Source organism: Gemmatimonadaceae bacterium (assembly GCA_036496605.1).
GTDB lineage: Bacteria > Gemmatimonadota > Gemmatimonadetes > Gemmatimonadales > Gemmatimonadaceae > AG2.
This window is the reverse complement of the sequence record DASXKV010000067.1, coordinates 107,168-128,364: the sequence shown is the minus strand read 5'-3', so window position 1 is coordinate 128,364 and position 21,197 is coordinate 107,168. Positions and strand designations below refer to the sequence as shown.

Below are 21,197 nucleotides of genomic sequence, written 5' to 3'. Positions count from 1 at the left end.
CGTGTATTGAAAGCAGATCCGTCACGTCGTTCAGGATGACCGTGAGAACTACATTGCCAGCTGGCGCACACTCGCGGCCAACGTGCGAACCTTCGCCGCATCGCTCGAGCTGCCGGCATCGCTGTCGATCTGTGAGGCGAGCTGCGAAAGCGCACTACCGCGCGACGAGCCACTGCTCGACTCGGCCGATGAGAGCGACTGCCTAACGGCCTGTACGCGCGCCGCCGACAATCCGCCCGACCGCTCGAGCTGATCGACGTACGCACGCGACAACGCGAAGCTCGCCGGCCAGACGAATTTCGGCTGCCCCTGTGTATTCATGTAATCCATGTGGACCGTCTTCGCCGCGTCGATCTCGTTCTGCGAGAGGACAGCGCTCGGCGTCAGCTCGAGAACGTCGAGGCCGCGCGAAATCTCCGAGCTCACGATGACGCCGTTGTACCAGTACGCCGACCACGTGCCGCCGCTCGCCATCCGCGTCGAATCGACGGGCCCGCGATCGAAGAACGCGATCTCCTTCGGATGCGCGGCGTCGGTGAAGTCGAATACCGAAATGCCGCCCTGATACCACGACTGCACCATGACGTCGCGCCCTGGAATCGGGATGAGCGACCCGTTATGCGCGACGCAGTTTTCCTGCGGCGTCTGCGGTGCAGACATCTTGTAGTAGCTCTGGAACTTCAGCTCGTTGCCGACGATCGTGAAGATCGCATCCGCGCCCCACTCCTTCGGGTCCGTTGCACGGCACTTCGGGCCGCCACCGCCGCCCCATTCATCCGAGAAGAGCAGCTTCGTGCCATCGTTGTTGAACGTCGCCGAGTGCCAATACGAGAAGTTCGAATCGGATACGGCGGCGATACGCACCGGGTGCGCCGGATCGTGAATGTCGAGGAGGAAGCCGTAGCCAGCGCAGGCGCCACCCGCGAAGCCGATCGCTGGATAGACGGTGATGTCGTGGCACTGCGTCGGACCGCGCGGCGGGCCCTGAGTGCCAATCATCTTTGCGACCATTGCTGGAATCTCCGCGCGCAGCGCCGCGCTGTCGGCTGCTGTCGGCGCGCCGGCCCCGCCTCGCTTCGCGATGATGCTATCGAGCATCGGTTTCGTGAAGTACGGTGGAAGGACCATCTGCTCACCCATGATGTCGGCGACGAAGGCGCCCTTGGCGCGTGCCGCAGCGATCTCCTCCTTGTCGGCTTGCGCTTCACCATGGCGCGGAGGCGCGACGAGATCGTTGAAGATGCGCGGGGAGCTGACGATCGCCGCCTCTTCCGGATGTGCAAGCGGAACCTTGATGACCTCGATGCGGAAGAGCGCCGAATTCGGGTCCTTCTCCGGATCGGCGCTCACACAGCCAGACAGCTCGTTAGACGAGCGCACACTCGACGAGCCCGACACGTACACATAGACGTTCTCGGGATCCTTTGGATCGACGAGCAAGGTGTGCGTGTGCGAACCGCGGCACGTCTGTACATCGGCGACGTTCTTCGGATGCGCGATATCGGTGATATCGAACACGCGAACACCACGCATGCGCGCCTTGCTCACCGGGTCTTTGACACCTTCGCCGCCGCAATCGATACGGCCCGACTGACCCTCGGCGGAAACGAAGAGCAAGTTCTTGTAAACCGAAACGTCGCTCTGCGACGCGGGGCAGTAATTGCCGACGGCCAAGGTTGGGTGACTCGGATTGGAGATGTCCCAGACCTGGTAGCCGTTGTAGTTGCCCTGGATCGCGTACTTGCCGAGGAACGCGAGATCGGAGTTCGTGTTCTTGAACTGCTCCGACGGCGGCGTGTTCGACATCAGACGCATGTTCCACGTCGCTTGACCGGCGTCGAACAAACCCGCCTTGAGGCCGACGCGCGGGTCGGGGCTCGGGGCAGCCACGGACATCATGCTGCCCATCGGCGTTGGACCGATGCTCGTCGCGGTGGTTGCTGTCGAGCGGGCACATGCGCCCGCCGAACAAATTGCCAGGGCGAGCACACCTGTCTGCAAATTGTGAGTCGTACGTGCTAAGCGCATGCGAGACCTCTGCGTGGGAGAGTGGTTAGTGCTGTGCGATTCCGAAATTGATGGCAACGAGCATCCGTTGCATTCGCGCGATCTCCGTGGTCTGATCGACCTGCACGTCAGACGCGAACTTGAAAACGAGATCGTCCTGCGCTGCGCCATACGAGTCGAACAGGTCATGCACCATCTGCACGGCGCCCTTGTGATGTTGAATCATGAAGGTGAGGAACAAGGTGTCGAAGTCCTTTCCGCGAGCGGAGTCCAGCTGCTGCATCTGCTCGTCCGTGAGCATGCCCGGCATCCGCATCACGTGCTCGACGCCGTCCATCACCATCTTCATTCCCTTTGGCGACGCCTCGGGAACAGGCTGCTGACGGTCGCGAAGCCACTGCTGCATGAGCGTGATCTCGTCAGTCTGCGCGTTGATGATTCGCTCACAGAGCGTCCGAATCGACTGGCTCGCTCCGTGGGTCGGCGCCCAGCCGGCCATGACGAGAGCCTGCGCATGGTGACCGATCATACCGGACATGAAGTGGACGTCGGCGGCAGTATAGGGTCGGCGCGCGCTGTCCTGCCGCGCCTTGGCAATGGCGGCCAGATCGCTTTGCGCCCGCGCACTCATCGATTGAGCCGAGACCTGCGCGCCGGCAGTGCCGGCGACAGCGCCCAGAGCAATGACGGCAAGCACCGGCGTCCAGGCGCCGACAAAGGAAGAGGGCTTCGTCATATGAATGATTCTTGTGGCGGCGCCGGCCAAACGCCCCACGGCGTCCCGCAGCGCCCAACGAACGATGGATATTACCACCGTGCGCCGGCGCGGTAAGTAGTGGCGGACGTACAGAAATTGTTTATACGGCGGGCGCGCGTCGTGTCGTCACGACACCAGCACCTGAGGTGCCGCTACTTGTCGTTCGTCTTGTGCCGCGGTTTGGTCGCGGGATGCGCCTTCGCGGGCGAGCCGGCCTGACGCACGGTCGCGTTCGACGTGGACGACTTGGCGACCACGGGCGGCTTCTTTCCCTTCCCTGCTAGCGTCGCCGACGCATCGTCGAGGAGATGCGAGAGCTGCGAGTCAGTCGCGCCATCGCGAAGGCGGGCCGCGACGCGAGACAGTGCATCCGTCGCTCCGATACTCGTCGCGACAAGCTCCCCGCTCACGCGGAGTGGAACCTCCAACGATCGATGCGGCGCCGCTGCCTTCGCGAGCGCGGCGATACTGGTGCTGTCCACGCCTTCGCCGATCAACTGCGCGGCAGCGTCGATCTCGGCGCCACTTGGATCGCGTTGCGTTGCAGCCGCGAGCAGCACCGACGACTTGGTCATCGCGTCGGCGTCCGCGGCGATCGCGTCCTCGATCTCGTGTGGAGCGACATGACGCACGGCGTACTTGAGCGCGCGATTCTCCAACGCCGTTGACGGCAGGCCATGCGCACGCGCCACGGCAATCGTATCGAGCACGCGCTCGGCGGTCACGCGCGGGAGAAGCTTCTTGAGCCGCGAAGCCGCCGACGCGTCATCGCGCGTCACCGGCGACGAGGCAGTCAGGTCGATCACCGAGCTCTCGATGTCGAACGCATCGTGCGACGACCGGGCGAAACGATCGGCCGCCCACCGCTTTCCGTCGACGAGGAAAGCGTACTCGTAGCGGCCGGGCGCGAGACGCAGGCTGCGGGACCACGAGCCATTGGGCATGCGTGTGAGCGACGTTGCACTCGGGTCCCACCGATTGAAGTCGCCGGCGAGGTCGACCGACTTGGCATTTGACTCGCTGAAGACGAAGCGGGCGACCAACATCGTATCGCTCTTGACGACCCGCACCGTGTCGGTGCGCCGAACGAGCTTCGAGGATCCAGGACTTGTTTTGTCGGCAACCACGGCCCGAGTCCGCGCGGTGGAGTGACCCCGTACGGCGTACCCAGCGCCGAAGGCGACGAGCGTCAAGCCGATGGCGATCGCTGGGTAGATCCACTGGCGCGGAAGCAGCGCAATCCGTCCACCAAAGAATGGTGGATCGGGCAGGGTCGCCGGCGACGGGGGCGGCGCGCCGACTGCAACCGGTGCCGCGCCTGGCTCGCTCGGCGCCGTCGCTGCAGGACTGGCCGCGGATTCCTGCGCCTCGCCTGGGCGAAGCAGCTTTGCCATAAGGCGATCCTCGAAGCTGTCGTTGAGGACTTCGGCGCGGCGGAGGGGCACTGCGATGCGAACGGCGAATGAGGGACCGACCGGGTCGATTGCTGCGCTCAGGCTTGGCGCCGATTTCGGCGGCTCGTTCTGCCGGTCCGGAAGCAGTTCGCGAAGCCGCGAGCACGCGCGGTCGACCTGTCGCTCGAGCGTAATCACGCTGGCGCCGGTGAGCGAGGCGATCTGGGGATACGGCAACTCCTCGACGTACTGTAGGATGAACGCTTCGCGATTGATCGGATCGATCTGGTCCAGCGCGCGCTGGATGTCGGCACCGTGTTCCGATCCCTCGACGGCCGCGCGCCAATCGGCAATGGCGTCGAACTCGCCGGTGTTCCGCGCGCGGACGGTACGGCGCAGCGCCCGGGCGCGACATTCATTGATGACGATGCGAAATAGCCAATCCCCGAACTGCTCCGGATTCCGACACCGGGCGATCGACTGGAACGCGCGGACGAACGCGGCCTGGAGCGCTTCGTCGGCGCTATCGTAGTTGCCGAGCATGCGCAAGGCAAAGCGCGTGCGAACATCGCGGTAGCGGCCAAGGAGGGTCGCGAAGGCGGCGACCTGTCCCTGCGCCGCCGCGGCGATCAGCTCGCGATCAGAGGGGCTGGACATGCTAACAAGACGGCCGAGCCCGGGGGTATGGTCACACAGGGAGGAAGGAGCGTTTCCTGGCCGCCTGGAAAGGCGCGTAGTATTCGACGCGGCCTTCTCGACGCGGCCTTCTCGACGCGCCCTTCTCGACTTTCCGCCATGTCCCGTTCCGCATCCTCTCGTCGCTTCCGCGCGCTCCATGAGTCCGGCTGCTTCGTGTCCCCAAATCCCTGGAACGTGGGGAGTGCGATTCTGCTCGTCCAACTCGGATTCAAGGCCCTCGCGACCACGAGCTCCGGTTTCGCCTGGTCAATCGGACGGCGCGACAATCATATCACGATCGATGACTCGTTGGGTCATCTGCGAGCGATGAGCGCGAGCGTCGATGTGCCGGTGAGCGCGGATTTCGAGGACGGATTCGCGACGGAGCCCGATGCCGTGGCGGCCAATGTCACCCTCGCCGCGTCGACGGGGATTGCGGGACTCTCGATCGAGGACTCGACCGACGACCCAGCGCAACCACTGTTCGAGCTCGAGCTGGCGGTCGAGCGAATTCGCGCGGCGCGACGCGCGCTGGACGACGAAGGGAGCGGCGTTTTTCTCACCGCGCGATCGGAGGGATTCATCGCCGGTCGTCCGGATCTGCGCGAGACGATACGTCGCCTAACGGCATATGCGGAAGCTGGCGCCGACTGTCTCTTTGCGCCTGGACTTCGGAACATACAAGACATCACCGCAATCGTGCGGGCCGTTGCGCCCAAGCCGGTGAACGTGCTCGTCAGCAGTGACTTCACGACGCTGGCGGCACTCACCGACGTGGGCGTGCGCCGGATCAGCGTCGGCGGAGCGCTCGCCCGCTCGGCCTGGGCAGGGTTTCTGCGCGCCGCGAAAGAAATCGCCGAGCATGGCACCTTCGTCGAGCTCTCAAAGGCCGTTCCATCCGCCGAGATGGAGAAGGCATTCGATCGCGCCTAACGTGGGGCTGCAGAAGTCTCAGCGTCTGGACGACAGAACACGTTGCGATTGGAGGGCGCTCGCGTCGGGCATGTAGACCTCCAGCCCGAGACTGGGCAGCGTGCGCGAATGCCCCGCCACGAGCTGGCGCTGGTAGCGATCGTTGTCGAAGTCGAATGGCGTCTGCTCGTTCAGATCGACGACGAGCAGTTCGGCATCGGTCATGAACAGCTTGCCGAAATGCAGCGTCCCGCCGCGGTAGAGCATGTAGTTGTGTGCCATCGAATCGGGAAGGGGGACCTCGGCGCTGCGGGTCGCTCCCGGCGCGGGCGCGAACACTTGCTCGAGTCCTTCCGGCCCGACTCTCACGGCAACGATCCGCCCCTGGATTTGCGGCGGCGGCAGCACAACGAGTGGGCTGAGAAACAGATCGTTTCCTTGCACGTAGACACCCTTCGCCTTCGACAGATCGAGCATCTTCTGAAGATTGATGCCGAGGGCACGCATCAATGCCTCGCCATTGACGCCGAAGATTTTGATCTTTGTCGGATGGAGGCGCATCTTCTGGTCTGGGGTCATCGACACGTTACTCGTTATGTCGAATGGTATGTCGACGCCTTTGTGCAGCGTGCCGGTGAGCCCCAGCGAAGTACCGCGTACACTGACCGTCAGATTCCTGAGCGGTGCCCCGGGATAAGCAAACACATACTGATTCATCAGATGCGTGAGATCGCCGGGCCCGAGCGTGACGTGGCCGGTGTCCACGGTGAGGACATAGCTCATCTTGTCATCGAAATCGACGACGCCGTGCTTCACGCTGCGCATCTCGCCATTCAGCATGCGAATGTGCAAGAGGACGTCTTCGGCTTGATGGAAGTCGACGTTGCGCATGATTACTCGCGTCGGACCTGGCGAGCCGTTGATGATCGGCGTCGTGTCCGGCGAGATGCGCCGGGGTAGGCCTGCCGTGGACGGCTCAGCGCTGGCGCGCGCGAGCCGCATTCCGCCGACGGACGCGGCGCTTGTCAATGCGGCGAAAGCGAGGAGTCTACGTTTCATCATCGGAGCAGCCACACTACCGAGATAAAGCGTTTCTCGTGCCGAGGAGTTCCACGCCGCGGCTGAAGCCGATTGGTCGCCCCGAGAGCATGGATCGAAGGGTTTAATTTTGGAACCATTCACCTTGGCCGGAGGGCACGAGATCGTGCGGATTCTGGTGACCGGAGCAACGGGGGTAATCGGACGCCGCGTCGTTCCGGCGCTCCGCGCACGAGGTCATCAGGTCACGGCAGCTGGTCGATCGGCGGCCGGATTACAGTCGGTCGCCACGCATGGAGTCAAGGCGCTGCCGCTCGATCTGTTCGACGCGACTGCAGTTAGGCAAGCGGCCAAAGGCCATGACGTGGTCATCAATCTGGCAACGCATGTACCACCGAACAGTCTGGCCTTCCTCCCCGGTGCATGGGGCGAAATGGCGCGCATCCGGCGGGAAGGCTCACGCATCGTTGCGCAGGCCGCGGCAGCGGCCGGCGTTCAGCGATTGATACAGGAGTCCTTCGCGCCGATCTATCCTGACAACGGCGATCGATGGGTGACCGAAGCAGTACTTCCCCGCCCCGGTCGCTACTGTCGCTCGGCGCTCGATGCCGAGGCCTCCGCGACATGGTTTGCGGAGGGAGGGCGCGCCGGCATCGTGCTCCGGTTCGCCTACTTCTATGGGCCGAACGATGCCTTTACCCGGCAGCTCGGTGGTCTCGTCCGGATGGGTTGGCTGCCGTTGCTCGGGCGTCGTGAGGCATACTTCCCGATGCTGATGCACGACGACGCGGCCGCCGCCGTGGTCGCGGCAGTCGATCTTCCGAGCGGGATATTCAACGTCGTCGACGATCAACCGATGACGCATGCGGCCATCGGCGCCACGATCGCCAGCATTCTGTCCGTGCGCCCACCAAAACTGCTCCCCCCATGGGTCGCCAAACTCGGCGGCTCGTTAGGTGACACGCTCGCGCGGTCGCTGCGAATCTCGAACGCGAAGCTCAAGGGCGTGAGCGCCTGGCGTCCGAGCGCGCCTAACGCCTCGGATGGCCTCCGACGCGCGTTCAACGCGTAGCCGGTTCGCGTCACTCGCTGCGCAATGCCGCGATTGGATCGAGCTTCACGGCTCGGCGTGCCGGAAGGTAGGTCGCGATGAGGACGACGATCGCGAGCACCGCGGGCGCCACGATAAAGGTCACTGGATCGCTGGGTGAGAGTCCATACAAGAGACCGCCCATGAGCTTCGCGACTGCGATACTGAAGATCAGTCCGATGGCGAGGCCCCAGGCACCCAGACGAGCGCCGCCGCTCATGATGAATCGCAGAACTCCCGATGGAGTCGAGCCGAGGGCGAGGCGGACGCCGATCTCACGCGTGCGCTCGGTTACGCTGCCGGCGACGACCGCGTAGAGCCCGACGGCTGCGATGAGCAGCGCCAGTGCCGCGAAGAATCCGGCGACGCTCGCCGCCATGCGCGAAGTCGAGAAACCGCTCTCGACGCTCTGCTTCATCGTCATGACGCCGAACGGTGGCAGCGATGGATCGATGCTGGCGACGATGGCGCGGATGCGAGGCAACGCGGTCATCGGCTCGCCACGAGTGTGAATCACCAGAGTTTGCCACTCACGATAGTTCTGGCGAATGGGCAGGTACGCGCGATCGGGAGTTTGGTCACCTAACGACAGGAAGCTCGCGTCGCTCACGACGCCAACGACCATCACTTCCGGACCAGAAGCACTTCCTTGTCGGGCGCGTTGGCCGATCGGATCTCGGCCCGGCCAGAGCCGCGTCGCGAGTGATCGGCTCACGATCATCACGCGTGGCACGCCGCTCGTGTCGCCGGCAGCGAGCTCCCGACCCGCCTCGAGGCGCAAGCCTAACGCCTTGACGAAGTCGTCGCTCACGACGCTGCTGTTGGACGAGAATGTGCCATTTTTTGAGTTGGTGCGCGCGCTGGCCACGTAGAGACCAACGCCGCGGCCGTACGTGTCGAACGGGACCGGGAAGGCCCATGCCGCCGACACGACGTCCGGCAGCGCCCGGGTTCGCGTCAGGACGTCATCGTAGAATCGACGACCGCGCGCACCGTCGTAGCTCTGTAGACCAATATTCACGGACAGCAAGAGCCGGTTGGATGCATCAAACCCCAGATCAATGGCGCGCGCCACGAACAAGCTGCGCACGAACAGCGTGCCGCCGACGAGCAACACAACTGACATCGCGAGCTGCGTCACGACGAGCATGCCACGTATCCCGCTGCGGGGTCGTGCACCGCGACCGCGCGCGCCGATCACGCTCGCCGGCGTGGGCGCGAGACTGGGTCGCGTCACGCGCAACGCCGGCATCAGAGCGAAGAGCAAAACGGCGAGTAGCGCAACGGCTGCCGTGAAGAGTGCCACCCGATAGTCGGAGGTGGGCCCGAGGCCGACGCGGAACTGCAGGTGCGGCACCAGGAATTGCTCCAGCCACGGCGAGAGCCTAACGAGCATCATTGCCAGGACAGTCCCGGGGATTGCAAGGACGAGCGCCTCGGCGAGGAGTTGACGGGCCAGGCGCGTTCGGGAGCATCCTAACGAGAGCCGAATCGCGATCTCGTGCGTCCGTGCGGCGGCGCGCGCGAGCTGCATGTTGGCGAGGTTCGCGCAGATGATGAGCAGAGTGACAATGGACGCGAAGAGGCCCATTGCCGACGCGAGGACGAGGACACGCGGCTTGACGAATCCGGGATGGTCGAAGCCGCTTCCGCCCGGGAGCAGTGTCACGCCGAAGTTCTCGTTGCTACCCGGATATGTGCTCGCGAGCTGCGCGGCGAAAACGCTCGCTGCCCGCTCCGTGCGCTGCATCGTCCAGCGCGGATGCATCCGGCCGACGACGTAGATCCATCCCGCCCCGCGTCCCTCGAGCAGCTGCTTCGACCCCGGCATCACCACATTATGCATGCCGACCGGGACGAACATCTCGGGCCAGAAACCGAACGTTCGGAGGCCCTTGAATCCGGAGGGTGCAACGCCAGTGATCGTGAACTCCGAGCCGTTGATGCGCACCACTCGGCCCACAATGGACGAGTCGCCATGAAAGCGCTGCCGCCAGCAATCGTAGCTCAGCACGGCGAAGGGATTGCCTCCTCGAGGCGCGTCGGCCGCAGTGAAGAATCGGCCGATGGCGGGGCGCATCCCGAGCACGGAGAAGAAATTCTCCGTCACCATGTCTCCCCAGATCATGTCGGCCGTGGCCGCGGAGCCGATTGCAGCCGCGACGAGATTGAGCGGTACGCCGGTTTCCCCAGCCAAGCCGGCGAAGGCGCCGCTGCGATCGCGAAAATCCAGGTAATCCTGGTACGCGAGCAGGCCCGGGCTTCCTGAGCGTGTATCGAGCGTGAAGACGCCCACGAGCTCCTTCGCGTTATTCACTGGCATCGGACGGAAGAGCATCGTGTTGACGTAGCCGAAGACGATGCCGTTGACGCCGATGCCGACGCCGAGCGTCATGGCGACGGCGATGGCGAAACCCGGACTGCGGCGTATGGCGCGCAGCGCGTACCGAATATCGCTCGTGAAATCCGCCAACAGGCGCGCGCCCCGTCCATCCCGCATTGCTTCGCGATGCTGATCGAGGCCGCCGAAGGCGACGAGCGCCCTCCGTCGCGCCTCGTCAGGGGCCATGCCAGCGGAGACGAGCCGCTCGGTCTCCATATTGAGATGGAAGCAGAATTCCTCCTCCATTCGCGCTTCCGAAGCGTGTGCCGCGAAGACCGAGCGCGTGCGCGCGACCAATCCCTTGAGCAAGCTCATATCAGCTCTCCAGAATGACGGCGATCGTATCGGCGAAGCGCTTCCACTTGTCGACTTCCTCACCGAGTGCTTTGCGACCCTGGCGCGTGATCGTGTAGTAGCGAGCGCGCCGATTGTTCTCGGTGGACTGCCAATCGCTCTCGATATCGCCGCGGTGCTCGAGGCGCTGCAGCGCGGGATAGAGGGAACCTTGATTGACCTCGAGCCGGCCCCGAGAGATCTGCTGAATGCGGAGACCGACTCCCCACCCGTGCATGGGTGCGAGGGAGAGTGCCTTGAGGATCAGAAGGTCGAGACTACCACGGAGCGGATCGGATTCCGAGGGATGGCGCGCCGCCATGTGCCTCTTCTCTTGAAGTCGAGAAGAGTATTGGACCGAGTTCTCTAGAAGTCAAGAGAAGAGGGGAAAGGCGCAACTGCAGGGGGCGCGACGGCTGAAAGTTGCGATTGATGGACGGCGCGACTTAGCCGCCGCGCGTGAAGCTGATCGGCAGCGTGACCGTCGCTCCCTCTTGTCCGGATGGCACGCGCCAGCCGCGCGCCAATCGGATCAGGCATGCTTCGGCGTCAGCCGCGCCTGGGCCCGACCAGGTTCGCCTAACGATTTCGGCGCCGCGGACCGCCCCGGAAGCTCCGATCGTAAGGCGTAGCGCGAGCACGCCCGCCAGATCCGTCGCGCCGGTTCGCTCATAGCAGGTTTGAAGCTGGGCCACGCGGCCGCGGACGAAGGCGCCAAGCTCGGTGGCGTCCGCGGTCGCGTTCTCCAAAGGCAGCGCGGTAACGACGGGCAACTGCCGAGCGCGGAAATTCGCCCGATCGATCGCCACGGTGCGTTCGACGTTGCCCACGTTGCCCGCCTTCTCTGTACCTAACGAGCTTCCTGCGAAGCCCGACATCGCCGGACGTTGATCGACGCCTCCACTCTCGAGCGCACTCTTTTCGCTATGTGCTGTTTTCGCGTCGGGCTCTTCGGCAACCGCTTGATAACCTCTAGCTGCCCTTCCATGCTCAACACCGGCACACTCCGCGTCACGACGCCGACCGACCGCGAGGTCATGATGGTCCGGGTCTTCGACGCACCGCGCAGGATGGTCTTCGATGCGTTTACAAAATGTGAATTCCTGAAACGGTGGTTCGGTCCACGCGGTTGGTTACTCCTGGAATGCCAGAGCGACTTCCGGCCTGGTGGGTCGTATCAGTTCGTGCTCGGCGGCCCCAACGGCGAGCGAATGGGTATGCGCGGCGCCGTGCGAGAGGTCGTCCGTCCCGAGCGGGTCGTCCACGCCGAGTCATTCGACGACTACCCAGGTGAATCGCTCGTGACGACGACCTTTGTCGAGGATCGCGGGAAGACGACGGTCACGATTGTCGTGCAATACGAATCGAAGCAGGTGCGCGACGCCGTCATCTCCTCCGGAATGGAGCACGGCGCGGCGGAGAGCTATGACAAGCTCGCCGAGTACCTCGAATCGATATCCAACACCACCAGGGAGGCCTGATAACGATGCATAAGCTCACGCCGTTTCTCCGGAAAGGGTTCTAACCTTGCCCCTGTCCCCTGGACCTCCTCAGCCCTAGCCCCGAGCCCCTGCTTGCAGCACTTTCTGCACGGCAGCTCCCCCTACCCGGCTCGGAGGCATTCATGTTCCTCACGATAGCGCTGGTTCTCTTCGTGATTTGGGTTCTCTGCCTTCTCATTTTCAAGATCACGGCGGGCGCCATCCATATTATCGTCGCCCTCGCGGTCATCGCCTTCATTGTGCACTTCGTGAAGGGAAAACGGACACCGACGCCATAGGCGAGGTGCTGGCCGGCGCTATTGCGGTGCCTCGACGACAACGTAGTTGACCGACGTCCCGGCAAACTGCGGCTCGTACCATGCCGAACCGCAATGCTGGTACGAGATGCCGTTGACGGCAACGACGGAGCACGACGCTGGGAGACTGTACACCACCGACCCAATTGCGGCTGACGTCAACGCGGCACCCGCAGCGAATGCCGCTCCCCTCGCGACGGGACGACCATTCCATCCGTTGTCAACGTCCACGTCCATGTCCCAGTTGCGGTTGACATTGACGTTGTTGACGTTGGCGGAGTTGACGTTGCGATTGACGTTCGCGCGATCGACGCTGGTGTTGCCGAAGTCTCGGTTGACGCTCGTACGAGCAGCCCCTCCATTTCCGCCGGATAGGCGGTTCCCCCCTCCGCTACTCGTACGAGCGCCCGTGCGTCCTACGGAGCCCGCACCACCACCGACACTGCGTCCACCACCACCCCCGCGCCGCTGCGCTTCGCTCGTGCGTGGCACCAATGGCAACCACGCGAGTACTGCAACTGCCACGACCATCTGGAACTGCGTGCGACTCGACGGCACCATCAGACGTCTCCGCCGCGCTATCGGCGCGCGGGCTGTCTCTCTTTCTCTAAAGCCGCGCCGTATGAGGCGAGCGTGATCCGCGAGGCGTCTCGTGGCGGCACGAACGCAAACACTGCATCACCGACGGCTGGCGACAAATCCCACTCGAGCGTTGCTGCATAGCGCGGTTCGGAGGGTTCGCTCGTTGTCGTAATCACGAGCTTCACCGGTACCGGCATTGCGCCGCGCGCAATCCAGAGCTGCCAATCCACGCCGCGCTGACGGAGCGCATACTGATCCGTCTCGTTGCCGCCGACGTGCGACGGCCCGATGTACTGCGCGGACGTGAGGTCCTTGACGCCATCGCGCGGCGTGCCCCAGAGGAACAGATCGGCGATTGGAAAGTCGATTCCATAACGAACACGCGCCGTATCGATCGTCGCCGAGATCGTGCTCGGCGCCGGTACGGTCGCGTAGTAGTGCATGCGCGGCGCGTATACGGTGAGTGTCTTCCCATCATATATGATCTGACGCTGCTTGCGGTCCGTGTTGATTTGGCCACGGAAGCGGTCCGGCGCCCTGACGACGTAGTTCAAGGTGCCCTCAATTTCGACCTTCTGGCCATCGTTGAGGACGAGATCGCGCATCGTTTGCCCAGACACGCCGAAGTGCTGGAGGCCCCGCAAGTAAGCGCCCATCTTTCGAAGCGCCTTCACGGTGCCCGTGTCAACGGCCGATTTGGAGTTGGAGGCTGCCTGTGCCGTGGACTTGCTCGCGGCCAACGTTAGGCACGCCGCCACCATTGCTGCCTGACTAGCGTACCTCGAGATCGCGTTGGTGCACGGCACGCCGTCCATCGCCTCCTCCCGCAACAGCATCGACAGTCAGCCGCAACGGCCCTTTCGTATCCTCTAAAGTGTTGCATACATCGAAGTGTCGGCGAGCTCGTACGAGCAGCCCCTCCATGTCCGCCGGATCGGCGGTTCCCCCTCCGCTACTCGTACGAGCGCCGTATCGACTACGTGTCCGCAACGGTCGATCATAAAGTCATGAACTTTGGTCGGCCTGGGCATTGGACCTAGGGCCTACACGTCGAGATTATGGACTCTTGAACACCGTCTTCCAATCGACTTTCATGCTCACGACAATCCAGCCGCGCTGGCGCGCAGCATCCAACGCCTTGTCGAGATGCCCGACCTTCGAGTTTCGGTCGTATGCGTATTCTCGAACAGCGTCGTCATGGTGAAGGAGAAGCATCAGTCGTGGATGAGGTCCCGAACCCGTCTTTCCCCCCTCATCCGCGTACTGGAGCATTTGCAGATCGCCGTCCGAATTGCCAAAGGCGAGAATCGGCTGCTGGCCGATGTATTGATGAATGCCGACCGGTTTGCCAGGGCCGTCATCGAGCGGATCGACGTCGGGGAGCTTGCGCAATTCGGCTTTCCCATCGCGCAGCTCGAAGGCGAGCTTTCCGGTCGTACCAATCACCTGATCCGGCTGCAGGCCGTACAGTCCCGGCGCGTAGACGCGCATGAAATCGGCGCCGCCGCCCGAGACAACGAAGGTCCTGAATCCATTTGCGCGAAGGTACGCGAGCAGCTCGAGCATCGGTTGGTAGGCGAGATCTGTGTAGTGGCGGTTGAAGCGGGGATGCCACGCCGATGCGAGCCAACTGCCCGCGATCGAATCGAACTGGATCGCCGTCATTCCACTGTGAGTGGCAGCGACGACCTCGCCGATTCCCTTGTCTCCCCGTGCGACGAGCGCCTGCGTGTCCCTGTCGACCACCATTCTGTATGGCTCGCGATTGCGCAGCTCCGGATGAGCGGCGACCAGCTTCTCGACGCGGGCGAAGGAGAAGACGACCTCGACATACATCGGCTGCTCGCACCAGAGTGTGCCGTCGTTGTCGAACACGGCGATCCGGCTTGCGACGGGGACGAATTCCTGGCCCGTTGCGTTCGTGACGCTCTGAACGAAGCCGAAGATCATTCGCTTCGTGGCATCGTCGGTCCAACTCGGGAGTGGATCATTTCCCGTCGTTCGCGCGCGAAGGTGCGGGGGGCCAAGCCCTACGCCGAGCAGCGCGATTGCGCACGCGACGAGGCGCGCGAATTCGTAGCTCTTCTTTGGCGACGACCGACGCATTGTCAGGGCAGAATCGGTCCGGCGAGCAGCGCAAGCAGCGCCACCATCGTGGCGACGAGCCAAGCAGGAACGCGGGTTCCGCGAGAGCGCATCGCGCGAGAAATATCAACGATGGTAGCGCTGCGAGTTGCGCTATTTCACGCCGCCGCCGTTCGCGGTCTCGAGCTGCCTCTCGGTCTCGCGCGCGTGCTCGAGCGCGTCGTCGATGCTGAAGCTGGCCGGCTTCTGTCGTGGCGGAAACTCCACGAAGCTCTTCAGGAATTCTCCGACGATTTGCTGAGCCGGCACGAACATGAACATGCGATCGGCCATCCACTTGCCGTAGAAGACGCCCTCTTCGCCCCGCTCGAAGGGATCGCTTAGCAGGTTGAAGAGCTTCGGAGTCCGCAGCCTGACGAACGGGTCCTGCCATACCCCAATGCCGATTCCACGCTGCTCGAGGAAGTGCAACTTCCATTGATCGACGCGCAGCGCCATGAGATCTCCGTCATCGCTCCAGTACATGATGCCGCGGCGTGGATTCGTTTTGGCCTCGCCCTTCCAGAAGGGAATCATGTTGTAGCCGTCGATCCAGACCTTGAAGGTCTTGTTGCCTGTCACGTGACCGTGCTTCAACTTCTCGACGATTTCCGGCTCGCCGGCAGCACCGAGCAGCGTCGGAAGCATGTCCATATGCGAGAAGATGTCGTTCGAGACGCTCCCCGGCTCAAATACGCCAGGCCAGCGGATCGCGCAGGGCACTCGCCATCCGCCTTCGTAGTTGGTGTCCTTCTCACCGCGGAAGGGCGTCGCTCCACCGTCGGGCCAGGTCATGCACTCGGCGCCGTTGTCGGTCGAGTACATGACGATCGTGTTATCGGCGATGCCTAACGCGTCGAGCTTGTCGAGCAACTGGCCGACATGGCCATCGTGCTCCACCATGCCGTCCGGATACACACCGAGGCCGGTCTTACCCTCTGACTCCTTTTTCAGGTGGGTGAAGACGTGCATGCGCGTCGAATTCCACCACACGAAGAAGGGCTTTCCGTCTGCGTGCGCCTTGTCGATGAACTTCAGACTCGCGTCGAGAAACTCCTCGTCGATCGTCTGCATGCGCGTGGTATCGAGCGGGCCCGTGTTCTCGATCTTCTGTGTTCCATCGGGATTGGCCCAACTATGCATCACGCCGCGCGGTCCGTACTTCTTCCTGAATTCCGGATTCTTCGGATAGTCAGGGCACTGGGGTTCCTGCTCGGCATTCAGGTGATAGAGATTTCCGAAGAACTCATCGAACCCATGAACCGTCGGCAGAAACTCGTCGCGATCGCCGAGGTGGTTCTTGCCGAACTGGCCCGTCGTGTAGCCTAACGGCTTGAGGAGCTCGGCGATCGTCGGATCTTCCGGCTGGAGGCCGAGCTTCGCTCCCGGGAGTCCGACCTTCGTCAGGCCCGTACGGATCGGGTTCTGACCCGTGATAAAGGCAGCGCGCCCTGCGGTGCAGCTCTGCTGGCCGTACCAATCGGTGAACAGGCAGCCTTCCTTCGCGACCCGATCGATGTTGGGCGTGCGATACCCCATGATCCCATGGTTGTACGCACTGACGTTGAACCAGCCGATGTCATCGCCCCAAATGATGAGAATATTCGGCTTGCGACCGGACCCACCGCTTTCCTTCGCCATTGCGTTCCTCCTCCCGACGTGCGGCCCAGAATGAACCGCCTGTCAGATTTGGCGAGGGCAAAAAGGGCGAGCTATTGGCCGAAAGGGGGGGGCCAGCGGATCTGCATCATACTCGCGACAAGGTGCTCGAGCTCAACGCGCCACTCGGACATCGGCAGCGCCTGCTCGCTCACTGGAATTCGCGCGGCAACGTGTGCGTAGGGCTCGGCTGGATCGAATGGGGCACCGAGCTCTGTGGATAGAACACAATGGGGTTGCACATATACGAAACCCGCTTCTTTCCACAGCGCCCACATGACGTGTGGTCCGTCGTCGGTCCCTCGATATGCGGTCATCAACGCCGACGAATTCGCGCCGCGAACCAGACGCTCGAGGCCTGCCTTCCACTGCCGTTCATAGTCGACGACCTGCCAGTAGCGAAGGTCGAGTGCGAAGTGTCGGCGAACGTCACCGATCACGAGCTCGCCAACGGCTCGCGGCTCGTCGAGCACGAGTGGCGGCGAGAACACGCGGATGCGAAACATCTTCTGCGGTGGGAGAGGGGCGACAGGCCGGCGGCGGCGCGGCGCGAGCGCGAGAGAGGGGGCAGGAACACCAAAGATGCCCGCTGGACCACGTAACGGCTACCTCTTGTTAGAGATGCGACCAAGGTCTACGTGCGCGGGACCCTCATCAGTGAATACGCTCCCGAGTCCGAGCTCGATCCGACATGAGCACTGGAGCTGCGATTCAGAGAGGAGGAATTCGATGTCACGTACGACCATTGCACTGCTCGTGGCCGCCACCGGCCTTGTAAGTGCCTGTTCCAACTCGACGCAGTTAGTCGCGACGTGGAAGGAGCCGGGCACGCCGCCGTATCCGCTGACGAAATCATTGGCCGTCTTCATGACCAAGGACGCGGGTATGCGGCGCATGGTGGAGGAAAAGCTGGCGGCGCGAATCCCCGGCGGCCTCCCGTCGTATCGGGTGATTCCCGATTCCGAGTTGACGCACATCGACGCAGTTCGTTCGCGTCTCGCGCAACAGGGATTCGATGGGGCCGTCGTTATGCGCCTCGTCGGCATGACAACCGAGGTCACGCCGACCGGGACGGACTTCTATGGCTACTGGGGCTATTGGGGCACTGCCTACGATCCCGTGTATTACACGACCCAGCAGGTTTACTCGGTGGAGACGACGGTGTACTCGGTGAAGAACGACAAGTTGATCTGGATGGGACGCAGTCAAACGATCGATCCAAAGAACGCGAACAAGCTTGCGGATTTCTCGGTGAATTTCGCCGTCAACAACATGAAGAAGGACGGAATCGTCAGATGAGGGATGTGTGGCTAGGCGTTAGGGACTAGAGGTGTAGGGCTAGGGAATCTGGCGCGATCTTCGCCGCCTAACCCTAGTCCCGACAGCTCTAGCCCCTAACGCCTTTGTTATCGATAGCCAAAGCCGAGCGACAGACTCACGTAGGGAAAGCGTCGCTGGCTGCTGCCGAGGAAGGCGCTGCTCTCCGAGGGGAGATGGTATCGGAGGCTGACGATCCCGCCCGTTGCGTACCAGGCCGAGAAGGTGAGCCCGATCTCGGGAACGATGACGGCGTTCCAGTTGCGCTCGTGGCGCTGGTCGAGACCAAACTGAAAGAATTGATCGGTGTACTGCAGCCCACCGCCACCGCCGATGTACCAGCGTGGATCGTCCGGGTTGGAGTTGAAGTACCAGGCACCGGTCACGAGCAGCGGAATGACGATCAGATCGCGATACTGATCGCCCGTTGCCGCGCCACTCGGGAAATTGAACGTACCAGACTCGCGGCGATGAAATTCGTTGAAGCCGATGAGCGCGCCGATCGAAGTGTGTGGATGACTCATCCACCGCGCTTCATAGGCGGCACCAGTCCAGCTGCCGCCGGACCCGTACGCCGGCGTGTCTCCGAGCGGCACCGCGACGCTGTACTCGGTCGCGGTGAGGAGGCGCTGATGGTCCTGCGCGGTCAGTGGCGACGCGACGAAGGCCACCGCAACCATTGGTGTTACGAGTATGCGAATCATCGGCGCTCCAGGTAGGGCGATTGAGCGAACGCCTGATCAATTCCGGCGAGCGCGCCGTTGAAGCTGGACGGCGTCAAGACGCCACTCACGCCGGCCGCCCAGAGCAAAGGCACGCGTTTGGTCGAGGTATTCCCGTGCTCGACATCGAGCATCGCAATGAGTAGCGTGCCTGTCTGGTAGGTGAACGCGACGGCGTCGACTGGCGATGTCCATACCCAGTCCGCCCCGTAGCTCACAGGCCAGCCCGGCCACCAGCCCCAGTTTGCCCACCAATCCGGGTAGAACACGCCGGTGTTGGTTTGTTCGAGCACCGCGGTGAGCACGACGACATCGGGTCGCTGCACGGCAACGTTCGTCACCTCCTGCCAACCGAACGCAAGGAGGCCGGAGCGAATCGTCGCAATGATCTCGGCGTCACCAGCGTGCGTGATCGTGCCGGTGCCGGTGCCGTTCAGTGACATTGAATGAATGATCGTGTCGGGCAGCGCAAAAGTGCGTGCATTGCGTAAGGGCGCCTGACTGTCGACGAGTGTGGTGATCGATGCGAGCTGCGTTGTGCTCGTGATTTGATCGGGGTAGCAGCTCGTTGCGACGGCGACGAGCGCTAGAACGGTGAGACTCGCGAGTGGCCGCATGACGCACACTACTCCGCGGCCGGCGGAGAGGGTGTTGGCCGAACGACCACTGAAATGAAGGTGGGGACGAGGCGAATATTCCCCAGATCCCACCATTGGACTTTCGGACAGCGCTCCTTTGTCCAATGGTTGGGCTACCTCGTTAGGCGCGATGCTCGAACGAAGGCCACGTTGCGGCCGTCGATAGCTGGTCGCGCCTGGCCGTTCTCCTTATTCGAGGCGCATCGTGCCGCTCGCTCAGCTCATCCTCCTGGGAACAAAGCTTAGCATCATCATAACCGTGCTCGGCCTCGCCCTGAGCACGGCGCGAGGTGATGCGACGTCGCTCTTTCGCGAGCCTGCGCGACTCGCGAGCTCGATGATCGCGATGCTGCTCATCATGCCGATCTTCGCGATTCTTCTCGCACGCACCTTCGACCTCGACGCGCCCGTCAAGATTGCCCTCATTGCGCTGTCGGTGTCGCCGGTACCGCCCATCTGGCCCAAACGATCGATTCAAGCAGGTGGTGAAGCCTCGTACACGATCGGCTTGCTCGTGGCGTCCGCTATTGGCTCGATCGTGATCATCCCGATCGCCGTCGCGATCATTCAGAACATCTTCTCCGTCCCGTTGCACGCGTCCGTGGCCGCGGTGAGCAACGTCGCGCTGATGACTGTGCTGGCACCGCTATTCATCGGCATCGAAATCAGGCGATTGTGGCCGCGGTTCGCTCATCGCGTGGCGAGCCAAGTCGTCAAGGCTGGCTTTACCGTGCTGGTGCTGTGTGCCCTTCCCCTTCTCTTCAAGTTGTTGCCGGCGCTCGCCGCACTGATCGGTGACGGGACTCTGCTCATCATGATCGCGTTCGTGCTCGTCGGACTTGGCGCCGGGCACCTCCTCGGTGGTCCCACGGACAACGATCGCATGGTCCTCGCGCTCGCAAGCGCAACGCGTCATCCCGCGATCGCCCTGACGATCGCGACAGCAAACTTCCCTAACGAGAAGCTCGTACCCGCCGCCGTGATCCTCTACCTGCTCGTGAGCGTGATCGTCACGACGCCGTACCTGAAGTGGAGCAAGCGCCACGCGGAAGAGCGCCATCGACCAATCATGGCGCTGCGCTGATCTCGCGCCATGGCACAGCGGGCATTATTTGCTGCACTCACCATCGTTGTGGCCTGTCTCTCGGCGGCGAGTGCTCCTGCGCAGTCGACCCAAGACGAATGGTGGCGCGAGGTCGACCTGTACTGGACGGCGCCGTCGGGACAGTGGCGCCTGTTTGGGCTGGCGCAGGATACGCGAGGCCTCGAAACGACCGACCGCCAGCTGACGCTCGGGCTTCATGTTGATGATCTCAAGATCCCGTGGGGATTCGCGCGCGTTGGCTTCCGAACCATCCGCTCGCTCGGGGGCTCGAGTGCACCGGAGGACCGTGCGCTCGCCGAAGTGGATTTTCCCTCGACCAAAGGGCGTGTGCGTTTCCGCAATCGCACGCGACTCGAGCTGCGGTGGATCGGCAGCGAGCCATCGCAGCGGTGGCGCGACCGCGTCCAGGTCGAGGAACACCTCGATCTACCACACAAGCGCGAGCTCGTGCCTTACGCGACGTACGAAGTGTATTGGGATTCGCGCTACCACGCACTTTCGCGCACTGCCTACCGGTTCGGCTCGGCGATCACGATCGTGCCGCACTGGGTGTTCGACCTCTCGTACGCGCGTCAGGACAACCGCTTCGGTTCGCCGCGACACGTCAATGCGATCTGGTCTCGCCTGGGACTCCTCTACTGATGCGACAAGGCGAGCGCG

Annotated in this window: 21 protein-coding genes; 7 read left to right on the top strand and 14 right to left on the bottom strand. The window is 63.1% G+C overall.

All coding sequences use genetic code 11. The features are described from left to right. Nucleotides 1–48 precede the first annotated feature (48 nt). The 3 genes from VGH98_25175 to VGH98_25165 all read right to left on the bottom strand — a co-directional run bounded on the left by VGH98_25175 (nucleotide 49) and on the right by VGH98_25165 (nucleotide 4,815). Complete coding sequence (locus tag VGH98_25175) at nucleotides 49–2,028, bottom strand: hypothetical protein (GenBank protein ID HEY2379299.1); 1,980 nt, start codon at nucleotides 2,026–2,028, stop codon at nucleotides 49–51. Between the two features lie 25 nt (nucleotides 2,029–2,053). Continuing rightward, a complete protein-coding gene (locus VGH98_25170) occupies nucleotides 2,054–2,743 on the bottom strand; it encodes a DUF305 domain-containing protein (GenBank protein HEY2379298.1) in 690 nt (229 codons plus the stop codon). 173 nt (nucleotides 2,744–2,916) lie between these two features. After that, on the bottom strand, nucleotides 2,917–4,815 hold the full coding sequence (locus VGH98_25165) for a sigma-70 family RNA polymerase sigma factor (GenBank protein ID HEY2379297.1): 1,899 nt from the start codon (nucleotides 4,813–4,815) through the stop codon (nucleotides 2,917–2,919). Between the two features lie 138 nt (nucleotides 4,816–4,953). On the opposite strand from VGH98_25165, the gene VGH98_25160 reads away from it, so the two are divergent. Then, nucleotides 4,954–5,769, top strand: a complete 816-nt coding sequence (locus VGH98_25160) for an isocitrate lyase/phosphoenolpyruvate mutase family protein (protein HEY2379296.1) — start codon at nucleotides 4,954–4,956, stop codon at nucleotides 5,767–5,769. Nucleotides 5,770–5,787: 18 nt separating this feature from the next. Here the strand turns inward: VGH98_25160 and VGH98_25155 are convergent, their stop codons facing one another. Beyond that, nucleotides 5,788–6,810 (bottom strand): hypothetical protein, encoded by a 1,023-nt coding sequence (locus tag VGH98_25155; protein ID HEY2379295.1) that lies wholly within the window; start codon nucleotides 6,808–6,810, stop codon nucleotides 5,788–5,790. 142 nt (nucleotides 6,811–6,952) lie between these two features. On the opposite strand from VGH98_25155, the gene VGH98_25150 reads away from it, so the two are divergent. After that, nucleotides 6,953–7,858: an NAD(P)-dependent oxidoreductase gene (locus tag VGH98_25150; protein ID HEY2379294.1), complete on the top strand. Its 906-nt coding sequence runs from the start codon at nucleotides 6,953–6,955 to the stop codon at nucleotides 7,856–7,858. Between the two features lie 10 nt (nucleotides 7,859–7,868). On the opposite strand, the gene VGH98_25145 is transcribed toward VGH98_25150, so the two are convergent. The 3 genes from VGH98_25145 to VGH98_25135 form a co-directional block, all read right to left on the bottom strand. Then, nucleotides 7,869–10,574 (bottom strand): ABC transporter permease, encoded by a 2,706-nt coding sequence (locus VGH98_25145; protein HEY2379293.1) that lies wholly within the window; start codon nucleotides 10,572–10,574, stop codon nucleotides 7,869–7,871. Between the two features lies 1 nt (nucleotide 10,575). Next, nucleotides 10,576–10,914: a PadR family transcriptional regulator gene (locus tag VGH98_25140; GenBank protein ID HEY2379292.1), complete on the bottom strand. Its 339-nt coding sequence runs from the start codon at nucleotides 10,912–10,914 to the stop codon at nucleotides 10,576–10,578. 124 nt (nucleotides 10,915–11,038) lie between these two features. Then, on the bottom strand, nucleotides 11,039–11,470 hold the full coding sequence (locus VGH98_25135; protein HEY2379291.1) for an AgmX/PglI C-terminal domain-containing protein: 432 nt from the start codon (nucleotides 11,468–11,470) through the stop codon (nucleotides 11,039–11,041). 108 nt (nucleotides 11,471–11,578) lie between these two features. Between VGH98_25135 and VGH98_25130 the strand changes: the two genes are divergently transcribed. Both VGH98_25130 and VGH98_25125 read left to right on the top strand, forming a co-directional pair. Continuing rightward, entirely contained in the window at nucleotides 11,579–12,073 is a 495-nt protein-coding gene (locus VGH98_25130) for an SRPBCC family protein (protein ID HEY2379290.1), read from the top strand. Nucleotides 12,074–12,216: 143 nt separating this feature from the next. Next, nucleotides 12,217–12,372: a DUF5670 family protein gene (locus VGH98_25125; protein ID HEY2379289.1), complete on the top strand. Its 156-nt coding sequence runs from the start codon at nucleotides 12,217–12,219 to the stop codon at nucleotides 12,370–12,372. A gap of 18 nt (nucleotides 12,373–12,390) precedes the next feature. Here the strand turns inward: VGH98_25125 and VGH98_25120 are convergent, their stop codons facing one another. The 5 genes from VGH98_25120 to VGH98_25100 all read right to left on the bottom strand — a co-directional run bounded on the left by VGH98_25120 (nucleotide 12,391) and on the right by VGH98_25100 (nucleotide 17,261). Next, a complete protein-coding gene (locus tag VGH98_25120; protein HEY2379288.1) occupies nucleotides 12,391–12,951 on the bottom strand; it encodes a hypothetical protein in 561 nt (186 codons plus the stop codon). A 17-nt stretch (nucleotides 12,952–12,968) separates the two neighbouring features. Then, nucleotides 12,969–13,787, bottom strand: coding sequence for a DUF2092 domain-containing protein (locus tag VGH98_25115; GenBank protein ID HEY2379287.1), 819 nt, complete (start codon nucleotides 13,785–13,787; stop codon nucleotides 12,969–12,971). A gap of 241 nt (nucleotides 13,788–14,028) precedes the next feature. Further along, nucleotides 14,029–15,078 (bottom strand): HAD family hydrolase, encoded by a 1,050-nt coding sequence (locus VGH98_25110; GenBank protein ID HEY2379286.1) that lies wholly within the window; start codon nucleotides 15,076–15,078, stop codon nucleotides 14,029–14,031. 132 nt (nucleotides 15,079–15,210) lie between these two features. After that, complete coding sequence (locus tag VGH98_25105) at nucleotides 15,211–16,737, bottom strand: arylsulfatase (GenBank protein HEY2379285.1); 1,527 nt, start codon at nucleotides 16,735–16,737, stop codon at nucleotides 15,211–15,213. A gap of 71 nt (nucleotides 16,738–16,808) precedes the next feature. After that, nucleotides 16,809–17,261 (bottom strand): hypothetical protein, encoded by a 453-nt coding sequence (locus VGH98_25100; protein ID HEY2379284.1) that lies wholly within the window; start codon nucleotides 17,259–17,261, stop codon nucleotides 16,809–16,811. Between the two features lie 223 nt (nucleotides 17,262–17,484). Here VGH98_25100 and VGH98_25095 point away from each other — a divergent pair, with 223 nt between their 5' ends. Next, complete coding sequence (locus tag VGH98_25095; protein HEY2379283.1) at nucleotides 17,485–18,054, top strand: hypothetical protein; 570 nt, start codon at nucleotides 17,485–17,487, stop codon at nucleotides 18,052–18,054. 107 nt (nucleotides 18,055–18,161) lie between these two features. Here VGH98_25095 and VGH98_25090 read toward each other — a convergent pair whose 3' ends face one another. Then, nucleotides 18,162–18,776, bottom strand: coding sequence for a hypothetical protein (locus tag VGH98_25090; GenBank protein ID HEY2379282.1), 615 nt, complete (start codon nucleotides 18,774–18,776; stop codon nucleotides 18,162–18,164). Next, entirely contained in the window at nucleotides 18,773–19,411 is a 639-nt protein-coding gene (locus tag VGH98_25085; protein HEY2379281.1) for a DUF4136 domain-containing protein, read from the bottom strand. Before VGH98_25085 ends, VGH98_25090 begins: the two co-directional genes overlap by 4 nt. A 226-nt stretch (nucleotides 19,412–19,637) precedes the next feature. On the opposite strand from VGH98_25085, the gene VGH98_25080 reads away from it, so the two are divergent. Both VGH98_25080 and VGH98_25075 read left to right on the top strand, forming a co-directional pair. Further along, complete coding sequence (locus VGH98_25080; protein ID HEY2379280.1) at nucleotides 19,638–20,516, top strand: hypothetical protein; 879 nt, start codon at nucleotides 19,638–19,640, stop codon at nucleotides 20,514–20,516. Between the two features lie 9 nt (nucleotides 20,517–20,525). Next, nucleotides 20,526–21,179: a DUF2490 domain-containing protein gene (locus VGH98_25075; protein ID HEY2379279.1), complete on the top strand. Its 654-nt coding sequence runs from the start codon at nucleotides 20,526–20,528 to the stop codon at nucleotides 21,177–21,179. Nucleotides 21,180–21,197: the final 18 nt, after the last annotated feature.

Excerpts from the sequence above, each read along its gene's own strand:
- VGH98_25155 (HEY2379295.1), bottom strand. The coding sequence starts at position 6,810 with ATGATGAAACGTAGACTCCTCGCTTTCGCCGCATTGACAAGCGCCGCG.
- VGH98_25135 (HEY2379291.1), bottom strand. The coding sequence starts at position 11,470 with ATGTCGGGCTTCGCAGGAAGCTCGTTAGGTACAGAGAAGGCGGGCAAC.
- VGH98_25085 (HEY2379281.1), bottom strand. The coding sequence starts at position 19,411 with ATGCGGCCACTCGCGAGTCTCACCGTTCTAGCGCTCGTCGCCGTCGCA.
- VGH98_25160 (HEY2379296.1), top strand. The coding sequence starts at position 4,954 with ATGTCCCGTTCCGCATCCTCTCGTCGCTTCCGCGCGCTCCATGAGTCC.
- VGH98_25110 (HEY2379286.1), bottom strand. The coding sequence starts at position 15,078 with ATGCGTCGGTCGTCGCCAAAGAAGAGCTACGAATTCGCGCGCCTCGTC.
- VGH98_25100 (HEY2379284.1), bottom strand. The coding sequence starts at position 17,261 with ATGTTTCGCATCCGCGTGTTCTCGCCGCCACTCGTGCTCGACGAGCCG.
- VGH98_25105 (HEY2379285.1), bottom strand. The coding sequence starts at position 16,737 with ATGGCGAAGGAAAGCGGTGGGTCCGGTCGCAAGCCGAATATTCTCATC.
- VGH98_25120 (HEY2379288.1), bottom strand. The coding sequence starts at position 12,951 with ATGGTGCCGTCGAGTCGCACGCAGTTCCAGATGGTCGTGGCAGTTGCA.
- VGH98_25090 (HEY2379282.1), bottom strand. The coding sequence starts at position 18,776 with ATGATTCGCATACTCGTAACACCAATGGTTGCGGTGGCCTTCGTCGCG.
- VGH98_25140 (HEY2379292.1), bottom strand. The coding sequence starts at position 10,914 with ATGGCGGCGCGCCATCCCTCGGAATCCGATCCGCTCCGTGGTAGTCTC.
- VGH98_25145 (HEY2379293.1), bottom strand. The coding sequence starts at position 10,574 with ATGAGCTTGCTCAAGGGATTGGTCGCGCGCACGCGCTCGGTCTTCGCG.
- VGH98_25175 (HEY2379299.1), bottom strand. The coding sequence starts at position 2,028 with ATGCGCTTAGCACGTACGACTCACAATTTGCAGACAGGTGTGCTCGCC.
- VGH98_25170 (HEY2379298.1), bottom strand. The coding sequence starts at position 2,743 with ATGACGAAGCCCTCTTCCTTTGTCGGCGCCTGGACGCCGGTGCTTGCC.
- VGH98_25125 (HEY2379289.1), top strand. The coding sequence starts at position 12,217 with ATGTTCCTCACGATAGCGCTGGTTCTCTTCGTGATTTGGGTTCTCTGC.
- VGH98_25165 (HEY2379297.1), bottom strand. The coding sequence starts at position 4,815 with ATGTCCAGCCCCTCTGATCGCGAGCTGATCGCCGCGGCGGCGCAGGGA.
- VGH98_25075 (HEY2379279.1), top strand. The coding sequence starts at position 20,526 with ATGGCACAGCGGGCATTATTTGCTGCACTCACCATCGTTGTGGCCTGT.
- VGH98_25095 (HEY2379283.1), top strand. The coding sequence starts at position 17,485 with ATGTCACGTACGACCATTGCACTGCTCGTGGCCGCCACCGGCCTTGTA.
- VGH98_25130 (HEY2379290.1), top strand. The coding sequence starts at position 11,579 with ATGCTCAACACCGGCACACTCCGCGTCACGACGCCGACCGACCGCGAG.
- VGH98_25115 (HEY2379287.1), bottom strand. The coding sequence starts at position 13,787 with ATGGACGGCGTGCCGTGCACCAACGCGATCTCGAGGTACGCTAGTCAG.